The following is a 16,522-nucleotide window of genomic DNA, read 5'->3' as shown; positions in this document are numbered from 1 at the left end:
GCCTTCCGTCAGTCGAGGTGCCGTCGTTGGAACGCTCGTGGTTGTTCGCCCGCCTGGCCGTGCCGGCCGGCGGCTGCCCGGACGCCCGGGCGGCCGAGCTGGTCGGCACCGTCGTCGCCGGGCTGGTCGCCGCAGCCCGCCGCGCCGACCCGGGGTCCGGCTGGTTCTACGACCGGCTCGACCCCACCGGCGTCCCCGTCGCCCCGGCCGGCTCCGCCGCCGGGCCGCGGCTGCGCCTCGGCATCTGTGCGTCGGCGGCAGGGCTCGCCGCGGTCCGGGCCGGGCTGCGCGCGTACGACCGAGGGTTTTCCCTGGTCGACGAGCCGCACGTGGTCCGCGACCCGGCCCGGGGCGGACCCCTCGCGCAGGCCGGCAGCGACCTGGCGCTGGCCCTGCTCGCCGGGGACGGGCCGTGGCTGCCCGGCGCGGAGCTGCCGCTGGCCGTGGCGCACCTGCGGCACCTGGCCGGGCTGCTGCCCGCGGCCGACCGGGCCGCGTTCCTCTTCCTGCACTGGCAGGACCGCGGCGCGGCGCTCACCGGGGCGCAGCGGCGGGAACTGGCCGCGCAGGCCGCCGCCGGGGCGGACAAGATCGTCCTAGCGGCGGACGACCTGCCGCCGGGCGGGGCGACCGAGGCCGCGTGGCGGCGCTACCTGGACCGGGTCGCCGACGTCGCCGGGCGGGACCACCCGGACGCGCCGCGCGGCTTCCTGCTGGCCCACCACGCGCAGCTCAGCCACGACCGGTGGGGCATCGCCCCGGACGTCGACGCGCTGGCCGCGCTGGCGCTGCGGCTGACGCTGGTCCGCCGCACACCCGAGTCGGAGGAGAGAGCAGCCGCATGCAGGTGACAGAGACCCCCGCGCGGATCGAGGTGGCGCTCGGCGAGCGCGCCTACCCGGTGCTGATCGGGCCGGGCGTGCGCCACCGGCTGCCGGCGGAGGTGGCACGGATCGGCGCGCGGCGGGTCGTCGTGGTCTCGGCCCGGCCGCCGGAGTGGACGCCCGACCCGGGTGTGCCGCACCGGGTGGTGCCGGCCCGCGACGGCGAACACGACAAGACCCTCGCCACGGTGGAACAGCTGTGCCGGGCGTTCGCCGAGTTCGGGCTGACCCGCACCGACGCGGTGGTCTCCTGCGGCGGCGGCACCACCACCGACGTGGTGGGGCTGGCCGCCGGCCTCTACCACCGGGGGATCGCCGTCATCCACCTGCCGACGTCGCTGCTGGCCCAGGTCGACGCCAGCGTCGGCGGGAAGACGGCGGTGAACCTGCCGGAGGGCAAGAACCTCGTCGGCGTCTACTGGCAGCCCCGCGCGGTGCTCTGCGACACCGAACACCTGACGACCCTGCCGGAGCGGGAACGGCGCAACGGCTACGGGGAGATCGCCCGCGCCCACTTCATCGGCGCGGGCGACCTGCGCGGGCGGCCCGTCGCGGAGCAGATCGCCGCGTGCGTGGCGCTCAAGGCGCGGGTCGTCGCCGCCGACGAACGCGACTCGGGGCTGCGGCACATCCTCAACTACGGCCACACGCTGGGGCACGCGCTGGAGGTCGCCACGGGCTTCCGGCTGCGGCACGGCGAGGCCGTCGGCGTCGGCACGGTCTTCGCGGGCCGGCTCGCCGGCGTCCTCGGCCGGATCGGCCCCGAGCGGGTCGCCGAGCACCACGAGGTGGTCGCCGGCTACGGCCTGGACCCGGAGCTGCCCTCCGACGTGGACCACGACGAGCTGGTCGCGCTCATGCGGCGCGACAAGAAGGCCACGGCGGGCCTGTCGTTCGTCCTCGACGGTCCCGGGGGCCCGGAGCTGGTCGCGGACGTCCCCCCCGACGCCGTCCGCACCGCCTTGGCGTAAGGAAGGGCACCTTGTTAACGCATTCTGTTGTACAGGGGACCCTTCCTAACAAGCCGTAATCGGGTGGACAGCGTGCCGTCGTAGGACGATCGTCGGCCCATGAGGCAGGAAGACATCTGGAACGCGGACGCCGCCGCGCGCTACGACACGCCGGGCGTCGGCATGTTCGCCCCCGAGGTGCTGGGGCCGACCGTGGACCGGCTCGCCGCGCTCGCGGGCGGCGGGGCGGCGCTGGAGTTCGCCGTCGGCACCGGCCGGGTGGCCGTGCCGCTCGCCGAGCGCGGGGTGCCCGTCACCGGCATCGAGCTGTCCACCGCCATGGTCGACAGGCTGCGGACGAAGGTGGACGAGGCGGCGTTGCCCGTGGTCGTCGGGGACATGGCCACCACCGTCGCGCCGGGGGCGTACACGCTCGTCTACCTGGTCTTCAACACGATCGCCAACCTGCTCACCCAGGCCGAGCAGATCGCCTGCTTCCGCAACGCGGCCCGCCACCTCGGCCCGGGAGGCCGGTTCGTGGTCGAGCTGTGGGTGCCGGAGCTGCGCCAGCTCCCGCCGGGCAGGCAGGCCACGGTCTGGCACTGCGAGCCCGGCTACATCGGCCTGGACACCTACGACGTGCTGCGCCAGCACGTCGTGTCGCACCACTTCAGGTTCGGCGAGGGCACCGAGGCGCAGGTGTTCCGCACGCCGCACCGCTACATCTGGCCGGCGGAGCTGGACCTGATGGCGCAGCTGGCCGGCTTCGAGCTGGAGTCGCGGCACGCGGACTGGGCCGGCGGCGAGTTCACCGCCGAGTCGCGCAACCACGTCTCCGTGTACCGCCTCCCCTGACCGGTCGCCGCGCCCGCCGAACGCCCCGCCGCCGCGTCGGCGGGGTCCGGGGCCGGCGGGGTCCGGGGCCGGCGGGTCGCCCCGCCATGTCGGCGACATCGCGGCATCCGGGCCGACTTGATACCGCCATGCCGCCGACATGGCGGCCGCGCCCGACCGCGCGCGGGCGCGCGGGTCAGGGGACCAGGGCCGCCGGGCAGTACGCCAGCAGGTCCGTCGGCGCGTGGGCGACCACGTCCGGGCCGGCGGCGAGCAGGGCGGCGACGTCCCCGCCGTGCCAGGTGGTGGCGACCGTGGTGACGCCGGCGTCCCGGCCGCTGAGCAGGTCGATCACCGCGTCGCCGACCATCATGGCCTGCTCCGGCGGCACGTCGAGGTGGCCGAGGGCGGCGAGGACGATGTCCGGGGCCGGCTTCGGGCGGGCCACCTCGTCGGAGCCGATCACCTGGTCGAACAGGCCGAGCACGCCGAGCGTGTCGAGCAGCGAGCGGGCCCGGGGGCCGCTCTTGCCGGTGGCGATGGCCATCCGGACGCCCCGGCCGTGCAGCTCCTCCAGGGTCTCGCGTACGCCGGGGAACAGCGGCACGAGGTGCGCCATCCGGTAGCTTTCCCGGACGAACGGCTCCTCCATCTCCAGCGGCAGCCCCATCAGCCGCATGATGTCCGGGAAGTACCGGCCCATGTGCCGGTTGTACTCCTCGAACGGCGCGGGCCCGTCGCCCACCACCTCGGCGTACGCGATGCTGAACGCCTCGCGCATGACGGCCGAGCTGTCGACCACGACGCCGTCGAGGTCGAACACGACCGCGCGGATCGGGCCCCGGGCGGGCGGCGGCGGGAGGGTGACGTCGATGGTGGACGGTGGATGGGTCATGGCTGCTCCCCGGAGCGAGTGAGGTCGCCGGTGGTTCTCACCGGTCGCGTTGGCCCGCCAGCGCGTGCTCCCGCTCCGGCTCGGTGGGCCGGGCGGTGCGGTAGATCCGTTCGATGATGTCGATGGTCCGGTGTGCCTCGGCGACGGCCGCGCCCCGGCTGGCCGGGGCGGTGAGCAGGCCGGGCAGGGCATCGAGTTGGCGGTCGTACTCGGTGCCGATCGGCTCGGCCGGCAGCGGCAGCGCGACGGTCTCGCCGTCGCGGGTGCGGGTGAGCACCGGCGTCGGCTCCCGGTTCGGGCTGAACCCGAACGTGCAGCGCAGGGTTGCCGTGCCGGCGACGCCCTGCACGGTGATGGTGGTGCGGTCCAGCGCCTCGTGCGACGCCCAGCAGGCGTGCACGGCGACGGACGCGCCGTCGGCGGTGAGCAGGAACCCCCGGGCGGTGTCCTCGACGTCGCCCCGCGACCCGCCGACCGAACCGTCGCCCCGCAACGCGCCTGCGGCAGCGGCGGAACCGGCGGGGTCGCGCCAGACGGCGTGCGCGGCGGTGTCGTTGACGAAGTCGGCGGAGACGCTGCCGACGGCGTGGGTGATCCGGGTGGCCGGGCCGAGCAGCGGCAGCACCGTGTCGAGCAGGTGCCAGCCGAGGTCGACGAGCGCGCCGCCGCCGGATAGGTCGCGGCGGGTGAACCAGCCGCCCGCGTCGGGCACCCCCCGGGCACGGACCCACGCCACGTCGACGTGCCGGATCGGGCCCAGCTCCGCGGCGGCGTCGGCGAGGGCCCGCACGTCGGCGCGCCACCGGGCGGCGCTGCCGGCCAGCAGCACCGCGCCGCCGGCGCGCTCCGCGTCGGCCAGCAGCGCCGCCTCGGCGGAGCTGAGGCAGACGGGCTTCTCCAGGAACACGGGTACGCCCCGGCGCAGCAGCCGGGCGGCGACGGCGGCGTGCAGGTGGTTGGGCACGGCCACCACCACCAGGTCCGCCGCGCCGACGGGCAGGTCGTCGACGTCGGCGTACGCGAAGGGCACCGCGTGGGTGTCGCGGGCGGCTTCCCGGACGGCCGGCTGCGGGTCGACCAGGGCCGTCACCTCGAAGGCCGGGTGCGCGGCGAGCCGGGGCAGCCAGATCTCCCGGCCGGCCCAGCCGAGGCCGACCACGGCGACCCGGATCGGGCCGCCGGGCGGCACGGCGACGCCGGAGACGGCCGGCGGCGGGGTGGTCATCCGGCGAGGACGTCGGCCAGCACGGCGGCGATGTCGTGCATCTGCTGCTCGGTGCCGAGCAGGGTGCGGTGGTGCAGCCAGACGCAGTCGGAGTGGATCTGCTCGACGTTGGGGCAGCGGGCGGCGATCTGCTCGACGGTCTCGTCGGGGGCGCCGGCCTTCCAGAAGCCCTCGCACCGGTAGATGGCCCGGAACGCCACGAACGCGGGCACGCCCCGGGCGATGAGCGCGTCGACCACGGCGCGGCGGCGCTCCGGGGTGATCCCCGGGATGCGGAACATGGCCATGTAGTGCGGGTTGCGGTCGGTGCGCGGGTCGATGGTCTGCGGGACCACGCCGGGGATCTCGGCGAGCAGGCCGGCCAGCAGCGGCCAGCGCTGCTCGCGTACGTCGATCTGGCCGGCGAGGCGGGCGAGCTGGGCGCGCAGCACGGCGGCGGTGAACTCGCCCATCCGGTAGTTGGAGCCGGTGGTGCGGTGCAGGTAGTCGCGGTCGGTGCGCGGCCGGCCGCAGCTGTGCACGAGGAAGGCGCGCTCGCGGGTCTCCTCGTCGGGGAAGAGCACCGCGCCGCCCTCGCCGGCGGTCATCAGCTTGCCGTTCTGGAAGCTGAACGCGGCGACCGAGCCGAGTTCGCCGACCTTGCGGCCCTGCCACTGCGCGCCGTGGGCGTGCGCGGCGTCCTGGAGCAGCGCCACCCCGGCGTCGGCGGCGATCTTGTCGAGCGCGTCCATGTCGGCGAACTGCCCGGCCATGTGCACCGGCATGATCACCTTGGTGCGGTCGGTGACGGCGGCGGCGACGGCGGCCGGGTCGACGCAGTAGGTGTCGAGGTCGACGTCGACCGGCACGGCGACGGCGCCGAGGCGCTGCGCCGCGAGCGACGACGAGATGAAGGTGAACGCCGGCACGATGACCTCGGTGCCGGGCCCGACGCCGAGCACCTCCAGGGCGACCTCCAGGGCGTGGGTGCCGTTGGTGACGGCGAGGGCGTGCGGCGTGCCGTGGTACGCCCCGAACTCCGCCTCGAAGGTGTCGACCTCGCTCCCGCCCATCCGCCACCACTGGCCCTGTTCGAGGGCGCGGATCAGGCCGGCTCGTTCCTCGTCACCGAACTGCGGCCACTCGGGGAACTCCGGCACCGTCGACGGCTGACCACTCATGACTTCCCACTTCCCAATCCAGGAGGACCAGCGGTTCCCCGGCCGTCCCGCGGCGGCTGGACGCAGCGGTCTCCAGCTGGCAACGTCATCGGCTCGCGGTGGACGCTAACCGACCCGGCAGCCTGCTCACTTCCCCTAGCGGGCCCCTACCCACCCCTTAGTTCGCCGGCCGGCCGGTGGTGCCCGGCCCGTGGTCGGCGGGTGGCGTAGTAAGACTGCGGGGAATCTGTCGCCGGCCCCGCCGGGTCGCCCCACGCGAGGTGAGCTGTGTCCGACGTGCTCCTGCTGAACGGCCCGAACCTGGGCATCCTCGGTCGACGCCAGCCGGAGATCTACGGCACCGACACGCTCGCCGACATCGAGCGGGCGGTCGGCGAGGAGGTCGCCGCGCGGGGCTGGAACGTGGTGGCCGTGCAGCACGACTGCGAGGGCGCGCTGGTGCGTACGGTGCAGGAGCACTACGACACGGTGGGCGCGATCGTGAACCCGGGCGCGTTGATGATCGCGGGCTGGAGCCTGCGCGACGCGCTGGCCAACTATCCCCGGCCGTGGATGGAGGTCCACCTGTCCAACGTGTGGGCCCGGGAGAGCTTCCGGCACGACTCGGTGCTCGCCCCGCTGGCCAGCGGGGTCATCGTCGGGCTCGGCCCGCTGGGCTACCGGCTGGCCGCCCGCGCCCTCGTCGCCACGGTCGGCTGAGCCCGGCCGGAAGGCAGGCCCCCGCGTCGACCGGCCCGCCGGGGCCGGGCAGCCCGACAGGGTCCCGGCGACCCGTCACCCCCTCCACTAAGGATGTTTCCGTGCGGACTCCCACCATCACCCTCAGCATCATCCTGGCCGCCGTGTTCATGGCCACGGCCGTGCAGAAGCTCCTCGGCGAGCGCAAGACCCGCGAGCGGATGGACCACCTCGGCGTCTCCGCCGGCCTCACCCGGGTCATCGGGGTGTTGGAGCTGGCGGCCGTCGTCGGCCTGCTCGTCGGGCTGTTCTGGCCGCTGGCCGGGCTCGCGGCGGCGGTCGGCCTCGTCCCGCTGATGATCGGCGCCGCCGGCTACCACCTGCGCGCCCGGGACCCGTTCGCGGTGACGGTGATGCCGATCGCGTTCGGGTTGGCGGCCGCCGCGCTCGCGGTGCTGCACGTGCTCCAGAGGTGAGACCGGTGCCCGGGGACAGCGACAGGGACCACGTCGGCGTCCTCGGCGTCGACATCGGCGGCACCAAGGTGGCGCTGCGCGCCGAGGAGTTCGCGGCCGGGCCTGCGGAGGGCGCGCGCGCCGGGAAGGTCCGGGTCGCGACGGAAGCGGGCGTCCGGGCGTACGAGCGGGTGCTGACCTGGCCCGGCGGCGGCGTCGAGGCCGACGTGGCGGCGCTGGCCGACGCGGTCGGCGCGCTGCGCGCGGAGTCGGGGCTGCGGTTCGCGGCGGTCGGGGTGGCGATGCCCGGCACCACCGGCCCGACGGGCCGGGTGGTCGTGTGGCCGGGCCGGCCGAGCTGGGCGGGGTTGCCCTTCGACGAGACGCTGCGCGGGCTCTTCCCGGGCAGCCGCACCGCCTGGGCCGACGACGGTGACCTGGCGGCGCTGGCCGAGGCCCGGCACGTGGGCGCGCAGGACGTCATCTACCTCGGGGTCGGCACCGGCGTGGGCGGTGGCGTGGTGCTCGGCGGCCGGCCGCTGCCGGTGCCGGGCCGGGGCTCCCCCGAGGTCGGCCACCTGGTCGTCGACATCGACGGGCCCCGGTGCGACTGCGGCCGGCACGGCTGCCTCCAGGCGGTCGCCTCCGGGCCGGCGACGCTGCGCCGGGCCGCGGCGGCCCGGGGCGGCGAGGTGGGCTTCGCCGAGCTGCGCGACGGGCTGGCGCAGGACCGGCCGTGGGCCCACGACGCGGTCCGACCGGCGGGTACGGCCCTCGCGGCGGCCGTGGTCAGCCTGGGCGAGCTGCTCGACCCGGCGGTGGCGGTGCTGGGCGGCGGCTTCGCCGCCGGGCTGCCCGGCTTCGTCGACCTGGTCGGTCGGGAGGTGATCCGGCTCGCCCGGCCGGGCCGCCCGGCCCCCGCCGTGCGGGCCGCCGCCCTGGGCGGGCTCTCCTCGCTGCACGGCGCGGTGGCGCTAGCCCGGGACCTGGCCGCGCCCCGCTGAAGCCGCACCGGCCCGGGTCGACCCGGGCCGCCCGTTCGACCGAAAGGAACGCACATGATCAGGATCGGTGTCGTCGTCGGCAGCACCCGGCCGGGCCGCAAGGCGGAGGCCGTCGCCGCCTGGGTGCGGGACATCGCCGCCCAGCGCGGCGACGCGACCGCCGAGCTGGTGGACCTCGCCGATCACGCCCTGCCGCACCTGAACACGCCGCTGCCGCCGTCGATGGCCCCGTCGGGTGACCCGGCGGTGCGCCGGTGGGCCGCCCGGATCGCCGCCTTCGACGCGTACGTCTTCGTCACCCCGGAGTACAACCACTCCGTGCCCGGGGTGCTCAAGGACGCGATCGACTACCTCTACCGGGAGTGGCGGAACAAGGCGGCCGGGCTGGTCAGCTACGGCGTGCACGGGGGCACCCGGGCGGCCGAGCACCTGCGGCTGGTCCTCTCCCAGGTGGAGGTCGCCGACGTCCGGTCGCAGGTGTCGCTCTCCCTGGTGACGGACTTCGTCGACTTCACCGAGTTCCGGCCGGCCCCGGCGCAGGCGAAGGCGGTGGGCGAGATGCTCGACCAGGTAATCGCCTGGGCCGGCGCGCTGCGCGTGCTGCGGGGGCGCTGAAGCGGCCGCCGCAGAACCGCCCCCACCAGCGCGGACGGCCGGGACGGCTGGCGGCGACAGGGTGGGCATAGACTGCGGGCATGGGGCAGCATCGGTGAGCGGCGACGGGTGCCCCGCGCTGCCCACCGACCACGTCTGCTGGCGCCACGACGACCCGGCCGCCTTCGAGGCCGCCGCCCGCGCGTTCCTCACCGTCGGCCTCGCCGCGGGCGAGGAGCTGTGGTTCGTGACGGAGCGGGATCCGGCCGGGGCCCGCGAGTGGCTGGCCGCCGTCCCCGGGCTGGCCGACGCCCTGCGTGACGGCAGCGCCCGGGTCGTCGCGCTCGACGGCACCTACGTCGACGGCCGGGTCGCCGACCCGGCCGCCCAGGTGCGGGCCTACGCGGAGGCGACCGAGGCGGCCCTGGCCGCCGGCCACGCCGGGCTGCGGGTGGTCGCGGAGGCCACCGGGCTGGTCCGCACCCCACGGCAGCGGGTGGCCTTCACCCGCTACGAACACCTGATCGACGGCTACATGCGGGCCCACCCGTTCTCCGCCATGTGCGTCTACGACCCCCGTGAGCTGGGTGCGGCGGCGGTCGCCGAGCTGGCCTGCCTGCACCCGGCGGGCAACGTCGACGACGTGCTGTTCCGGCTCTACGCGGCGGGCCGGGGCCGCACAGGGCTGGCCGGCGAGCTGGACCGGTCGGCCCGCGACCTGCTCGCCACGGCGCTGGAGCGGGCCGCGCCCCGGCCGGTCGACGGGCGGGTGGTGTTCGAGGCGGGCCGGCTGCGCTTCGCCGACCACCGCTGCCTGCAGCTCCTGGGCGAGTACGCCTGCGGCCTGGGTGCCGTGGCGGTGCTGCGCGGCCTGCCCGGCGTCGGCGTGGCCCGCCTCGTCGACCTGCTGGGCCTGCCCGGGATACGCGTGGAGGCCGGGCGATGAGGACGGGTGCGGCGGCGGGTCACCGGGGCTACTTCCACGAGGCGGCCTGTTATGCCTCCGAGGAGGAGCTGCTGACGGTCGTGGTGCCGTTCCTGCTCGGCGGGGTCGCGGCCGGGGAGCCGACGGTGGTGTCGCTGGGCGCGCGCAACGCCGCCCTGGTGCGGGGCGCCCTGCCCGCCGGCTGCGGGGTCACCTTCCTGCCCGGCGGCGACGTCTACGCCCGGCCGACCGCCGCCATCCGCTCCTACCGCGAGATGCTCGCCGGGCACGTGGCCGACGGGGCGCGGCAGATCCGGATCGTCGGGGAGCTGCCGCCGGTCGCCCTGGGGGTGACCTGGGACTGGTGGGCCCGCTACGAGTCGGCGATCAACCACGCGTACGACGAGTTCCCGCTGTGGAGCATGTGCGCGTACGACACGCGCAGCACGCCCGCGTCGGTGCTGCGGGACGTGGCGCGCACCCACCCCCGGCACGCCACCCCGGACGGGCGGCACGTGCCGAGTCCCGACTACACGGAGCCGACGACCTACCTGCGGGAGAACCGGCCGGCGCCGCCGGACCCGCTCCAGTCGACGCCGCCGGTGGTCGAGCTGTCCGAGCCCACGGCGGCGCAGGCCCGGGCCGCCGTGCACGCCGCCGGCGGGGGCCGGCTGCCCGTCGACGACGTCGAGGACCTGGTGGTGGCGGTCAGCGAGACGGTGACCAACGCGCTGCGCCACGGCCAGCCGCCGGTCTGCCTGCGGCTGTGGGTGGGGCCCGACCGGCTGGTGGCGACGGTCTCCGACGGCGGCGACGGGCCGAAGGACCCGTTCGCGGGGCTGCTCCCGGCCGGCGACGGCGCCGAAGGCGGCCTCGGCCTGTGGATCGCCCACCAGTCCTGCAACCACGTGTCGGCGCACCGGGGGCCGGGCGGCTACACGCTGCGGCTGACGGCGGGCAACCCGCACTTCGTCGCCTGAGGCCGCCCGGCCCGCCGGCTCAGGGGATCGTCACCCCGTACGCGCCGAGAATCTCGTTGATCGGCTGGTAGTAGGTGGTGCCGCCGGTGGTGCAGTTGCCGCTGCCGCCGGAGAGGATGCCGACGATCCTGCCGGTGGCGGCGACGTAGAGCGGGCCGCCGCTGTCGCCGGGTTCGGCGCAGATGTTGGTGCGGATCAGACCGGTGACCGAGCCCTGGGCGTAGTTGACGGTGGCGTTGAGCCCGGTGATCGAGCCGCACCGCACGCCGGTGGTGGCCCCGCTGCGGCAGACGGCCATGCCGACGACGGGCGCGGCGGTGCCGGTGACGGTCAGCGTGCCGGGGTAGGTGTGGACGGCGCTGGGGTGGGCGATGGTGGTGGAGGTGTAGCGGACGATGCCGTAGTCGTTGCCGGGGAAGCTGCTGCCGGCGCGGGAGCCGAGGACGCTGGTGCCGGCGCTGTCGGCGTACCAGGTGGTGGCGGTCGTCGTACAGTGGCCGGCGGTGACGAAGTAGGAGGTGCTGCCGCTGCGGACGTTCGCGCCGAGCGAGCAGCGCCCGCCGCCGGCGGCGTAGACGGCCTGCCCGCCGGCGATGAGGGTGCTCAGCCGGCCCGGTTCGCGGCGGACCACCGCGCCGGTGGTGGCCAGGCGGGCGCGCAGGGCGGCCAGTTGACCCTCGCCGACCGTGTCGTCGGCGGCGACGGTGGTCCGGCCGGTCGCCGGGTCCACGGTCCACGCGGTGCCGGCCGGCGCGTCGGCGACGACGACCGGGGCGGGCGCGCCGGTCGGGGCGGTGGGGGCGGCGTGGGCGGCCACCGGCGGCGCGAGCAGGGGTACGGCGAGCAGGAGGGCGAGCAGGGGGAAGCGGCGCATCCGAACCTCCATGTATCGGCGTGCGTGGATGCGTACAGCTTCCCTGTCCGGGCCCGCCCGGATCAAGTGCCCTGACGGTCGGCGACCACCACGGCGATGCCGTCGAGCACCCGCTGCAGGCCGAACTCGAACGCGTGCTCCGGCCCGTACGCCGCGCCGTGCGCCTCGCCGGCCGCGGTGCCGACCCGGGCGGCCGTCGGGTAGCTGCCCGACTTCATGAACCGCTCCAGCCAGGGCGCGTGCGACTGCCACCACTGGCCGTCGGTCATGCCGGTCTCGCGCTCCAGGTTCACCACGTCCAGCTCGGCCCGCGCCGCGCTCCGCACGTGGCCGAGGACCAGGGTGAGCACGGCGTCCATCTCGACGTCGTCGAGCCCGACGTCGGCCACCGCGCCCAGCTCGTAGTCGTACTTGGCGAGCAGGTTCGGGCCGAGCACCGGCCGGCTCGTCTCGGCGCGCAGCAGCCACGGGTGGGCGCGGTAGAGCCGCAGGTTCTCCCGGGCGATCTGCTCCAGCCGGGCCCGCCAGCCGCCGGGCACGTCAACCGGGCGGCTCATCTCGCCGTAGAGCGTGTCGACCATGACGTCGAGCAGCTCGGCCTTGCCGGGCACGTACGTGTAGACGGACATGGTGCCGGCGCCCAGCGCCTCGCTGACCCGGCGCATGGTGAGCGCGTCGATCCCCTCGGCGTCGGCGATCTCGATCGCCGCCCGGACGATCCGGTCGACGCTGAGGCCGGGCCCGGCGCTGCGGCTGGCCGGCTCGCGGGTGCGCCAGAGGATGGCCAGGCTGCGGGCGGGGTCGACCTTGCCCTTGCGCGCGTTCGACATAGTGCCGCCATCCTAACGGCGGGATACCGTACCTCGTACGGGGCGAGCGACGGGGCCGACAGCGTCAGCTCTGGGGAAGGTCGAGCAGCGCGTCCGCCGGGTCGGGGCCGGGCGGCCCCGCCGGCCACCACTGCCCCGCGCGCCTGCGGAACGGATACCAGCGGCCGTCGCGGCCGTAGCGCACCTGCGCGTCGCGGCCGACCGTCCACCGGTTGCGCCAGTTGCGCACCTCGGGCGCGGCCCCGTCGACCCCGCCCGCCTCGCGCAGCGCCTCGGTGGCCCGGGCGACCAGCTCCCTCGGCGGGCTGAACACCGCGTCGACGACGTCCACGCCGGCCGCGCCCGCGTACTCCCAGGCCCTGACGGCCCGGGGCAGGTCGGCGGCCCGGCCGCTGGCCTCGCCGAGCCGCTTCGCCGCCGCAGACCGCGGCATCCGGGCCGCCAACCGCACCGCGTCGCACCAGGCGTCGGGCTCGGGGACGATCGGTCCCGCCCTGGTCGCGCCTGGAGGCGACGACGCCGGTCCCGCGAAGCTCGCGAGCAGATCCCGGGCCCGGTGCGCCGCGTCGGCGGCGAGCACCCCGAGCGCCTCGGCGTCGATGCCGGGCGCCTCGTGCCCGGCGAGCAGCGGGGCGAGGGCGAGGGGCTCGCCGGTGACCGGCCCCGGCGACGCGGGCAGGGCGGCGGGCGGCGCGGCGTACGCCTGCTCGGCCGGGGTGCCGGCCGCCTCGTCGGTGGCGTCGGCGGCGACGGACCGGCGGGCGTTGCGTCGGCGCAGGTCCGCCATCAGCTCCGCCTCGCCCCGCCCACGCATCAGCAGCAGCACGAACGGGTCCCGGTCGAGCAGCCACGCCGCCTGGTACGCGAGCGCGGCGGCGTGCCGGCACGGGTGGTCCCAGGACGGGCAGTCGCACTCGGGGTCGAGGTCGCCGTAGCCGGGCAGCAGGCGCACCCCGGCGTCGTCGGCGGTCTGCACCAGGTCGTGGGGCATGTCCCGGTCGAGCAGGGCCGCGATGTGCCCGGCCTTCGCGGCGACCCGGTCGAGCAGCCGGTCCCACTCGGCCGCGGCGAGGGTGCCGACGCGCACGATGGTGTCGTGCGGGGTGTACTGGTCGCCGTCGTGCACCCCGGCGGAGATCCGGCCGGGGCTGACGGTGATCGACCCGACCTGCCCGGCGAAGGCGTACCGGCGGCCCTTCTTGAGCTGCTCCGGGTCGAGGGCGGTGCGCTCCATCGACTCGATCCAGGCGTTGCCCCACCAGGTGTCGGCGAACTTCCTGCCGACCCGCCGGCCGGGGCCGAACCTCGGGAAGCTGCGCGCCCGCCGCTCGTCGGCGGTCGGCCCGGCGTCCGGCTCCCGCTCGTCGTCGGGCTCCGCCTCGTCGAAGTCGAAGTCGATATCGAAGTCCACGTCGCGGCCCCTCATCCCTGGTGGCGCAGTTGCACGAGCCGGAGCAGCTCGGCGTCGGAGAGTTCGGTCAGGGCGGTCTCGCCGCCGGTGAGCACCGCGTCGGCCAGCTCCCGCTTGGCCTCCAACAGCTCGGCGATCCGGTCCTCCAGGGTGCCCTGGGCGATCAGCCGGTGCACCTGCACCGGCTTGGTCTGCCCGATCCGGTACGCGCGATCGGTGGCCTGCTCCTCCACGGCCGGGTTCCACCACCGGTCGTAGTGGACGACGTGGTCGGCGCGGGTCAGGTTCAGGCCGGTGCCGGCCGCCTTGAGCGAGAGCAGGAACACCGGCACCTCGCCGGCCTGGAACCGGCGCACCAGCTCCTCGCGCTGCGGCACGGGCGTGCCCCCGTGCAGCAGTTGCGCCGGCACGCCCCGCTCGGCCAGGTGCCGCTGGAGCAGCCGGGCCATCTGGACGTACTGGGTGAAGACCAGCGCCGCGCCGTCCTCGGCGAGGATGGTCTCCAGCAGGTCGTCGAGGAGTTGCAGCTTCTCCGACCGGCCGGTGAACGGGCCGTGCGCCTCCTTCAGGTAGTGCGCCGGGTGGTTGCAGACCTGCTTGAGGCCGACGAGCAGCTTGAGCACCAGGCCGCGCCGGGCGATGGTGGTGGTGCTGGCGCGGATCTCGGCCAGCACGTCGGCGACCACCCGCTGGTAGAGGGCCACCTGTTCGGCGGTGAGCGACACGAGGTGGTCGGTGACGGTCTTCGGCGGCAGTTCGGGGGCGATGCCGGGGTCGGACTTGCGCCGCCGCAGGAGGAAGGGGCGGGCCAGTCGGGACAGCCGCGCCACGGCGGGGCCGTCGCGGTCCACCTCGATCGGCCGGGCCCAGGTGGCCCGAAACGCGCCGACGGAGTCGAGCAGGCCGGGGGTGGTCCAGTCGAGGATCGCCCACAGCTCGGAGAGGTTGTTCTCCACCGGCGTGCCGGTGAGCGCGACCCGGGCCCGGGCGGGGATCGCCCGCAGCGCCTTCGCGGTGCCGCTGAGCCGGTTCTTGACGTACTGCGCCTCGTCGGCGACCACCAGGCCCCACTCGTGCCCGGCGAGGCTGCCCGCGTCGAGGCGCATGGTGCCGTAGCTGGTCAGCACGAACCCGCCGGTGAGCCCGTCGAGGGACCGGGCGGTGCCGTGGAACCGGCGGACGCTCGCGCCCGGGGCGAATCGGCGGATCTCCCGCTCCCAGTTGCCGAGCACCGACGCGGGGCAGACGACGAGGGTGGCCCCGGCGGTGGCCGGCTCCGCCTGGCGGCGCAGGTGCAGCGAGATGACGGTGACGGTCTTGCCGAGGCCCATGTCGTCGGCGAGGCAGCCGCCGAAGCCGAGGGAGGTCATCCGCTCCAGCCAGCGCAGGCCGCGGAGCTGGTATTCGCGCAGCGTGCCATGGAGCGCGGCTGGCGGTTCCAGCGGCTCGGGGCCGGCGTCGGGTTCGGCGATCCGTTCGCGCAGCGCGCCCAGCCAGCCGTCGGCGACCACGTCGACCCGTTCGCCCTCGACCTCGGTGCTGGCGATCAGCGTCGCGGCCAGGGCGTCGTACGCCCTGCGCGGCGGGAGCTGCCGCTCGCGGGCCCGGCGGGCCAGCTCCGGCTCGACCGCCACCCACCGGTCCCGCAGCCGGACGATCGGCCGGGACTTCGCCACCAGGTCCATCTCGTCGTCGGTCAGTGCGTCGCCGGCCAGGGTGAGCTGCCAGCTCAGCGGCAGCGGAGCGGCGGAGCGGAAGAACTCCGCCACCTCGGCGGGCCGTTCCGGCGGGGAGCTGACCAGCACCCGGGCGGCCATCTCGCGGGAGATCCCGGGCGGCCACTCGACGTCGATGCCGGCGGCGGCGAGCCGCGCCTGAGCGCCGCCGAGCAGGTCGACCAGGTCCTCGTCGAGCAGCTCCAGCTCGACCGGCGCGGCGTGGTCGAGGAGTCGCTCCAACGGCGGCCACACGACGGCGGCGCGGCGCACGGCGAGCATGGCCTCGAAGGTGGCCTGCTCGCCGAGGCCGTGCCCGTCGCCCTCCCACAGGGCCGCCGCGTCGGCGACCAGCGTCGGGTCGGCGAGGCTGCGCAGCCGCACCACGGCGGCGAGCGGCGTGCTGCCGAGGTCGCCCCGGCCCTCCAGCCGCAGCGCCACCCGCAGGCCGGTGTCGACGCCGGCGGAGACTTCCCGCGCCCAGTCGCGCAGGTCGTCCACGGGCTCCGGGTCCAGGCCGGCGAACCGGGGGTCGCCGGTCAGCCACGTCGCGGCCGGGCTGCGCGGCAGGGTGTCGGCCACCGCGTCGAGGAAGGCACGGACCAGCCCTTCCGGCTCGGGCAGGGTGAGGTGTTCGGCAGCGGCGTCGACCGGTATCGCCCGCGCCTCGGGCGGCATCGCCGCCGCGAGGGCCCGGATGCGTTCCACGTCGGCCACGTCGAGGGGGCCCACCCGCCAGGCGTCCCAGCCCTGCGGGGAGACGCCGGGCAGGATCCGCCCCCGGGCGGCCAGGTGCAGGCCGGTGACCGCCACCGCCGACCAGAACGCGGCGGCGGGGGTGGGGGCGTCGGCGTCGCGCAGCGCGGCGAGCTGCCGGACCGCGTCGCCGACCGGCACGGCGCAGGCGGGCACCGTCCACGCCGCCACGGGGCCGTCGAGCCGGAGGGCGAGGTCAAGCTCGCCGCACTCCCCCAGCGCGTCGAGTTCCTCGGGCAGCGCGTGCCCGGCGGGGTCGTAGAAGCTGACCGTGCCGGCCCGGGGCGGGTCGCCCGGCTCGAAGACGACCGCGAACCGGCCGAGTCGCACCGTGCCTCCAGCGGTGATCGGG

At 76.1% G+C, this 16,522-nt stretch carries 16 protein-coding genes; 9 read left to right on the top strand and 7 right to left on the bottom strand.

Features of this window, described 5'->3' with window-relative positions:
• Positions 1-26 precede the first annotated feature (26 nt).
• From ACVMYR_RS27235 to ACVMYR_RS27225, 3 genes are all read left to right on the top strand, one after another.
• A complete protein-coding gene (locus ACVMYR_RS27235) occupies positions 27-851 on the top strand; it encodes a hypothetical protein (RefSeq protein WP_457123113.1) in 825 nt (274 codons plus the stop codon).
• Positions 842-1,855 carry a 3-dehydroquinate synthase family protein gene (locus ACVMYR_RS27230; RefSeq protein ID WP_457123112.1) on the top strand — a complete coding sequence of 338 codons (1,014 nt, stop codon included), beginning with the start codon at positions 842-844 and terminating at the stop codon, positions 1,853-1,855. Before ACVMYR_RS27235 ends, ACVMYR_RS27230 begins: the two co-directional genes overlap by 10 nt.
• A 99-nt stretch (positions 1,856-1,954) precedes the next feature.
• Entirely contained in the window at positions 1,955-2,689 is a 735-nt protein-coding gene (locus tag ACVMYR_RS27225; protein WP_457123111.1) for a class I SAM-dependent methyltransferase, read from the top strand.
• 175 nt (positions 2,690-2,864) lie between these two features.
• Here ACVMYR_RS27225 and ACVMYR_RS27220 read toward each other — a convergent pair whose 3' ends face one another.
• The 3 genes from ACVMYR_RS27220 to ACVMYR_RS27210 are packed head-to-tail and all read right to left on the bottom strand — an operon-like array spanning position 2,865 to position 5,948.
• Positions 2,865-3,563, bottom strand: coding sequence for an HAD-IA family hydrolase (locus ACVMYR_RS27220; protein WP_077937004.1), 699 nt, complete (start codon positions 3,561-3,563; stop codon positions 2,865-2,867).
• Between the two features lie 37 nt (positions 3,564-3,600).
• Positions 3,601-4,788, bottom strand: coding sequence for a Gfo/Idh/MocA family protein (locus ACVMYR_RS27215; protein ID WP_457123110.1), 1,188 nt, complete (start codon positions 4,786-4,788; stop codon positions 3,601-3,603).
• Positions 4,785-5,948: a DegT/DnrJ/EryC1/StrS family aminotransferase gene (locus ACVMYR_RS27210; protein ID WP_077937002.1), complete on the bottom strand. Its 1,164-nt coding sequence runs from the start codon at positions 5,946-5,948 to the stop codon at positions 4,785-4,787. Before ACVMYR_RS27210 ends, ACVMYR_RS27215 begins: the two co-directional genes overlap by 4 nt.
• Positions 5,949-6,215: 267 nt before the next feature.
• Between ACVMYR_RS27210 and ACVMYR_RS27205 the strand changes: the two genes are divergently transcribed.
• From ACVMYR_RS27205 to ACVMYR_RS27180, 6 genes are all read left to right on the top strand, one after another.
• Complete coding sequence (locus ACVMYR_RS27205; RefSeq protein ID WP_043962699.1) at positions 6,216-6,647, top strand: type II 3-dehydroquinate dehydratase; 432 nt, start codon at positions 6,216-6,218, stop codon at positions 6,645-6,647.
• 101 nt (positions 6,648-6,748) lie between these two features.
• Entirely contained in the window at positions 6,749-7,102 is a 354-nt protein-coding gene (locus tag ACVMYR_RS27200) for a DoxX family protein (RefSeq protein WP_457123109.1), read from the top strand.
• Between the two features lie 5 nt (positions 7,103-7,107).
• Positions 7,108-8,085, top strand: a complete 978-nt coding sequence (locus tag ACVMYR_RS27195; protein WP_457123108.1) for an ROK family protein — start codon at positions 7,108-7,110, stop codon at positions 8,083-8,085.
• 54 nt (positions 8,086-8,139) lie between these two features.
• Positions 8,140-8,700 carry an NADPH-dependent FMN reductase gene (locus tag ACVMYR_RS27190; protein WP_457123107.1) on the top strand — a complete coding sequence of 187 codons (561 nt, stop codon included), beginning with the start codon at positions 8,140-8,142 and terminating at the stop codon, positions 8,698-8,700.
• A gap of 94 nt (positions 8,701-8,794) precedes the next feature.
• Positions 8,795-9,625 carry an MEDS domain-containing protein gene (locus ACVMYR_RS27185; RefSeq protein WP_457123106.1) on the top strand — a complete coding sequence of 277 codons (831 nt, stop codon included), beginning with the start codon at positions 8,795-8,797 and terminating at the stop codon, positions 9,623-9,625.
• Positions 9,622-10,584 (top strand): anti-sigma factor RsbA family regulatory protein, encoded by a 963-nt coding sequence (locus ACVMYR_RS27180; protein ID WP_457123105.1) that lies wholly within the window; start codon positions 9,622-9,624, stop codon positions 10,582-10,584. Before ACVMYR_RS27185 ends, ACVMYR_RS27180 begins: the two co-directional genes overlap by 4 nt.
• A 19-nt stretch (positions 10,585-10,603) precedes the next feature.
• On the opposite strand, the gene ACVMYR_RS27175 is transcribed toward ACVMYR_RS27180, so the two are convergent.
• The 4 genes from ACVMYR_RS27175 to ACVMYR_RS27160 form a co-directional block, all read right to left on the bottom strand.
• Positions 10,604-11,458 (bottom strand): S1 family peptidase, encoded by an 855-nt coding sequence (locus ACVMYR_RS27175; RefSeq protein ID WP_457123104.1) that lies wholly within the window; start codon positions 11,456-11,458, stop codon positions 10,604-10,606.
• 62 nt (positions 11,459-11,520) lie between these two features.
• Positions 11,521-12,288, bottom strand: coding sequence for a TetR/AcrR family transcriptional regulator (locus ACVMYR_RS27170; protein ID WP_077936995.1), 768 nt, complete (start codon positions 12,286-12,288; stop codon positions 11,521-11,523).
• Between the two features lie 64 nt (positions 12,289-12,352).
• On the bottom strand, positions 12,353-13,699 hold the full coding sequence (locus ACVMYR_RS27165) for an SWIM zinc finger family protein (RefSeq protein ID WP_457123103.1): 1,347 nt from the start codon (positions 13,697-13,699) through the stop codon (positions 12,353-12,355).
• An 11-nt stretch (positions 13,700-13,710) separates the two neighbouring features.
• The gene (locus ACVMYR_RS27160; RefSeq protein WP_457123102.1) at positions 13,711-16,500 is read right to left on the bottom strand and encodes a DEAD/DEAH box helicase; all 2,790 of its coding nucleotides are present in this window, start codon (positions 16,498-16,500) and stop codon (positions 13,711-13,713) included.
• Positions 16,501-16,522 lie beyond the last annotated feature (22 nt).

This window comes from Micromonospora sp. PTRAS2 (genome assembly GCF_054052245.1).
The sequence above is the reverse complement of the archived record's forward strand: the minus strand, read 5'-3'. Positions and strand labels throughout refer to the sequence as shown.

What these genes read in the sequence shown, in the direction of transcription:
- ACVMYR_RS27230 (WP_457123112.1), top strand. Translation starts at nt 842, where the DNA reads ATGCAGGTGACAGAGACCCCCGCGCGGATCGAGGTGGCGCTCGGCGAG.
- ACVMYR_RS27225 (WP_457123111.1), top strand. Translation starts at nt 1,955, where the DNA reads ATGAGGCAGGAAGACATCTGGAACGCGGACGCCGCCGCGCGCTACGAC.
- ACVMYR_RS27220 (WP_077937004.1), bottom strand. Translation starts at nt 3,563, where the DNA reads ATGACCCATCCACCGTCCACCATCGACGTCACCCTCCCGCCGCCGCCC.
- ACVMYR_RS27215 (WP_457123110.1), bottom strand. Translation starts at nt 4,788, where the DNA reads ATGACCACCCCGCCGCCGGCCGTCTCCGGCGTCGCCGTGCCGCCCGGC.
- ACVMYR_RS27210 (WP_077937002.1), bottom strand. Translation starts at nt 5,948, where the DNA reads ATGAGTGGTCAGCCGTCGACGGTGCCGGAGTTCCCCGAGTGGCCGCAG.
- ACVMYR_RS27190 (WP_457123107.1), top strand. Translation starts at nt 8,140, where the DNA reads ATGATCAGGATCGGTGTCGTCGTCGGCAGCACCCGGCCGGGCCGCAAG.
- ACVMYR_RS27180 (WP_457123105.1), top strand. Translation starts at nt 9,622, where the DNA reads ATGAGGACGGGTGCGGCGGCGGGTCACCGGGGCTACTTCCACGAGGCG.
- ACVMYR_RS27175 (WP_457123104.1), bottom strand. Translation starts at nt 11,458, where the DNA reads ATGCGCCGCTTCCCCCTGCTCGCCCTCCTGCTCGCCGTACCCCTGCTC.
- ACVMYR_RS27170 (WP_077936995.1), bottom strand. Translation starts at nt 12,288, where the DNA reads ATGTCGAACGCGCGCAAGGGCAAGGTCGACCCCGCCCGCAGCCTGGCC.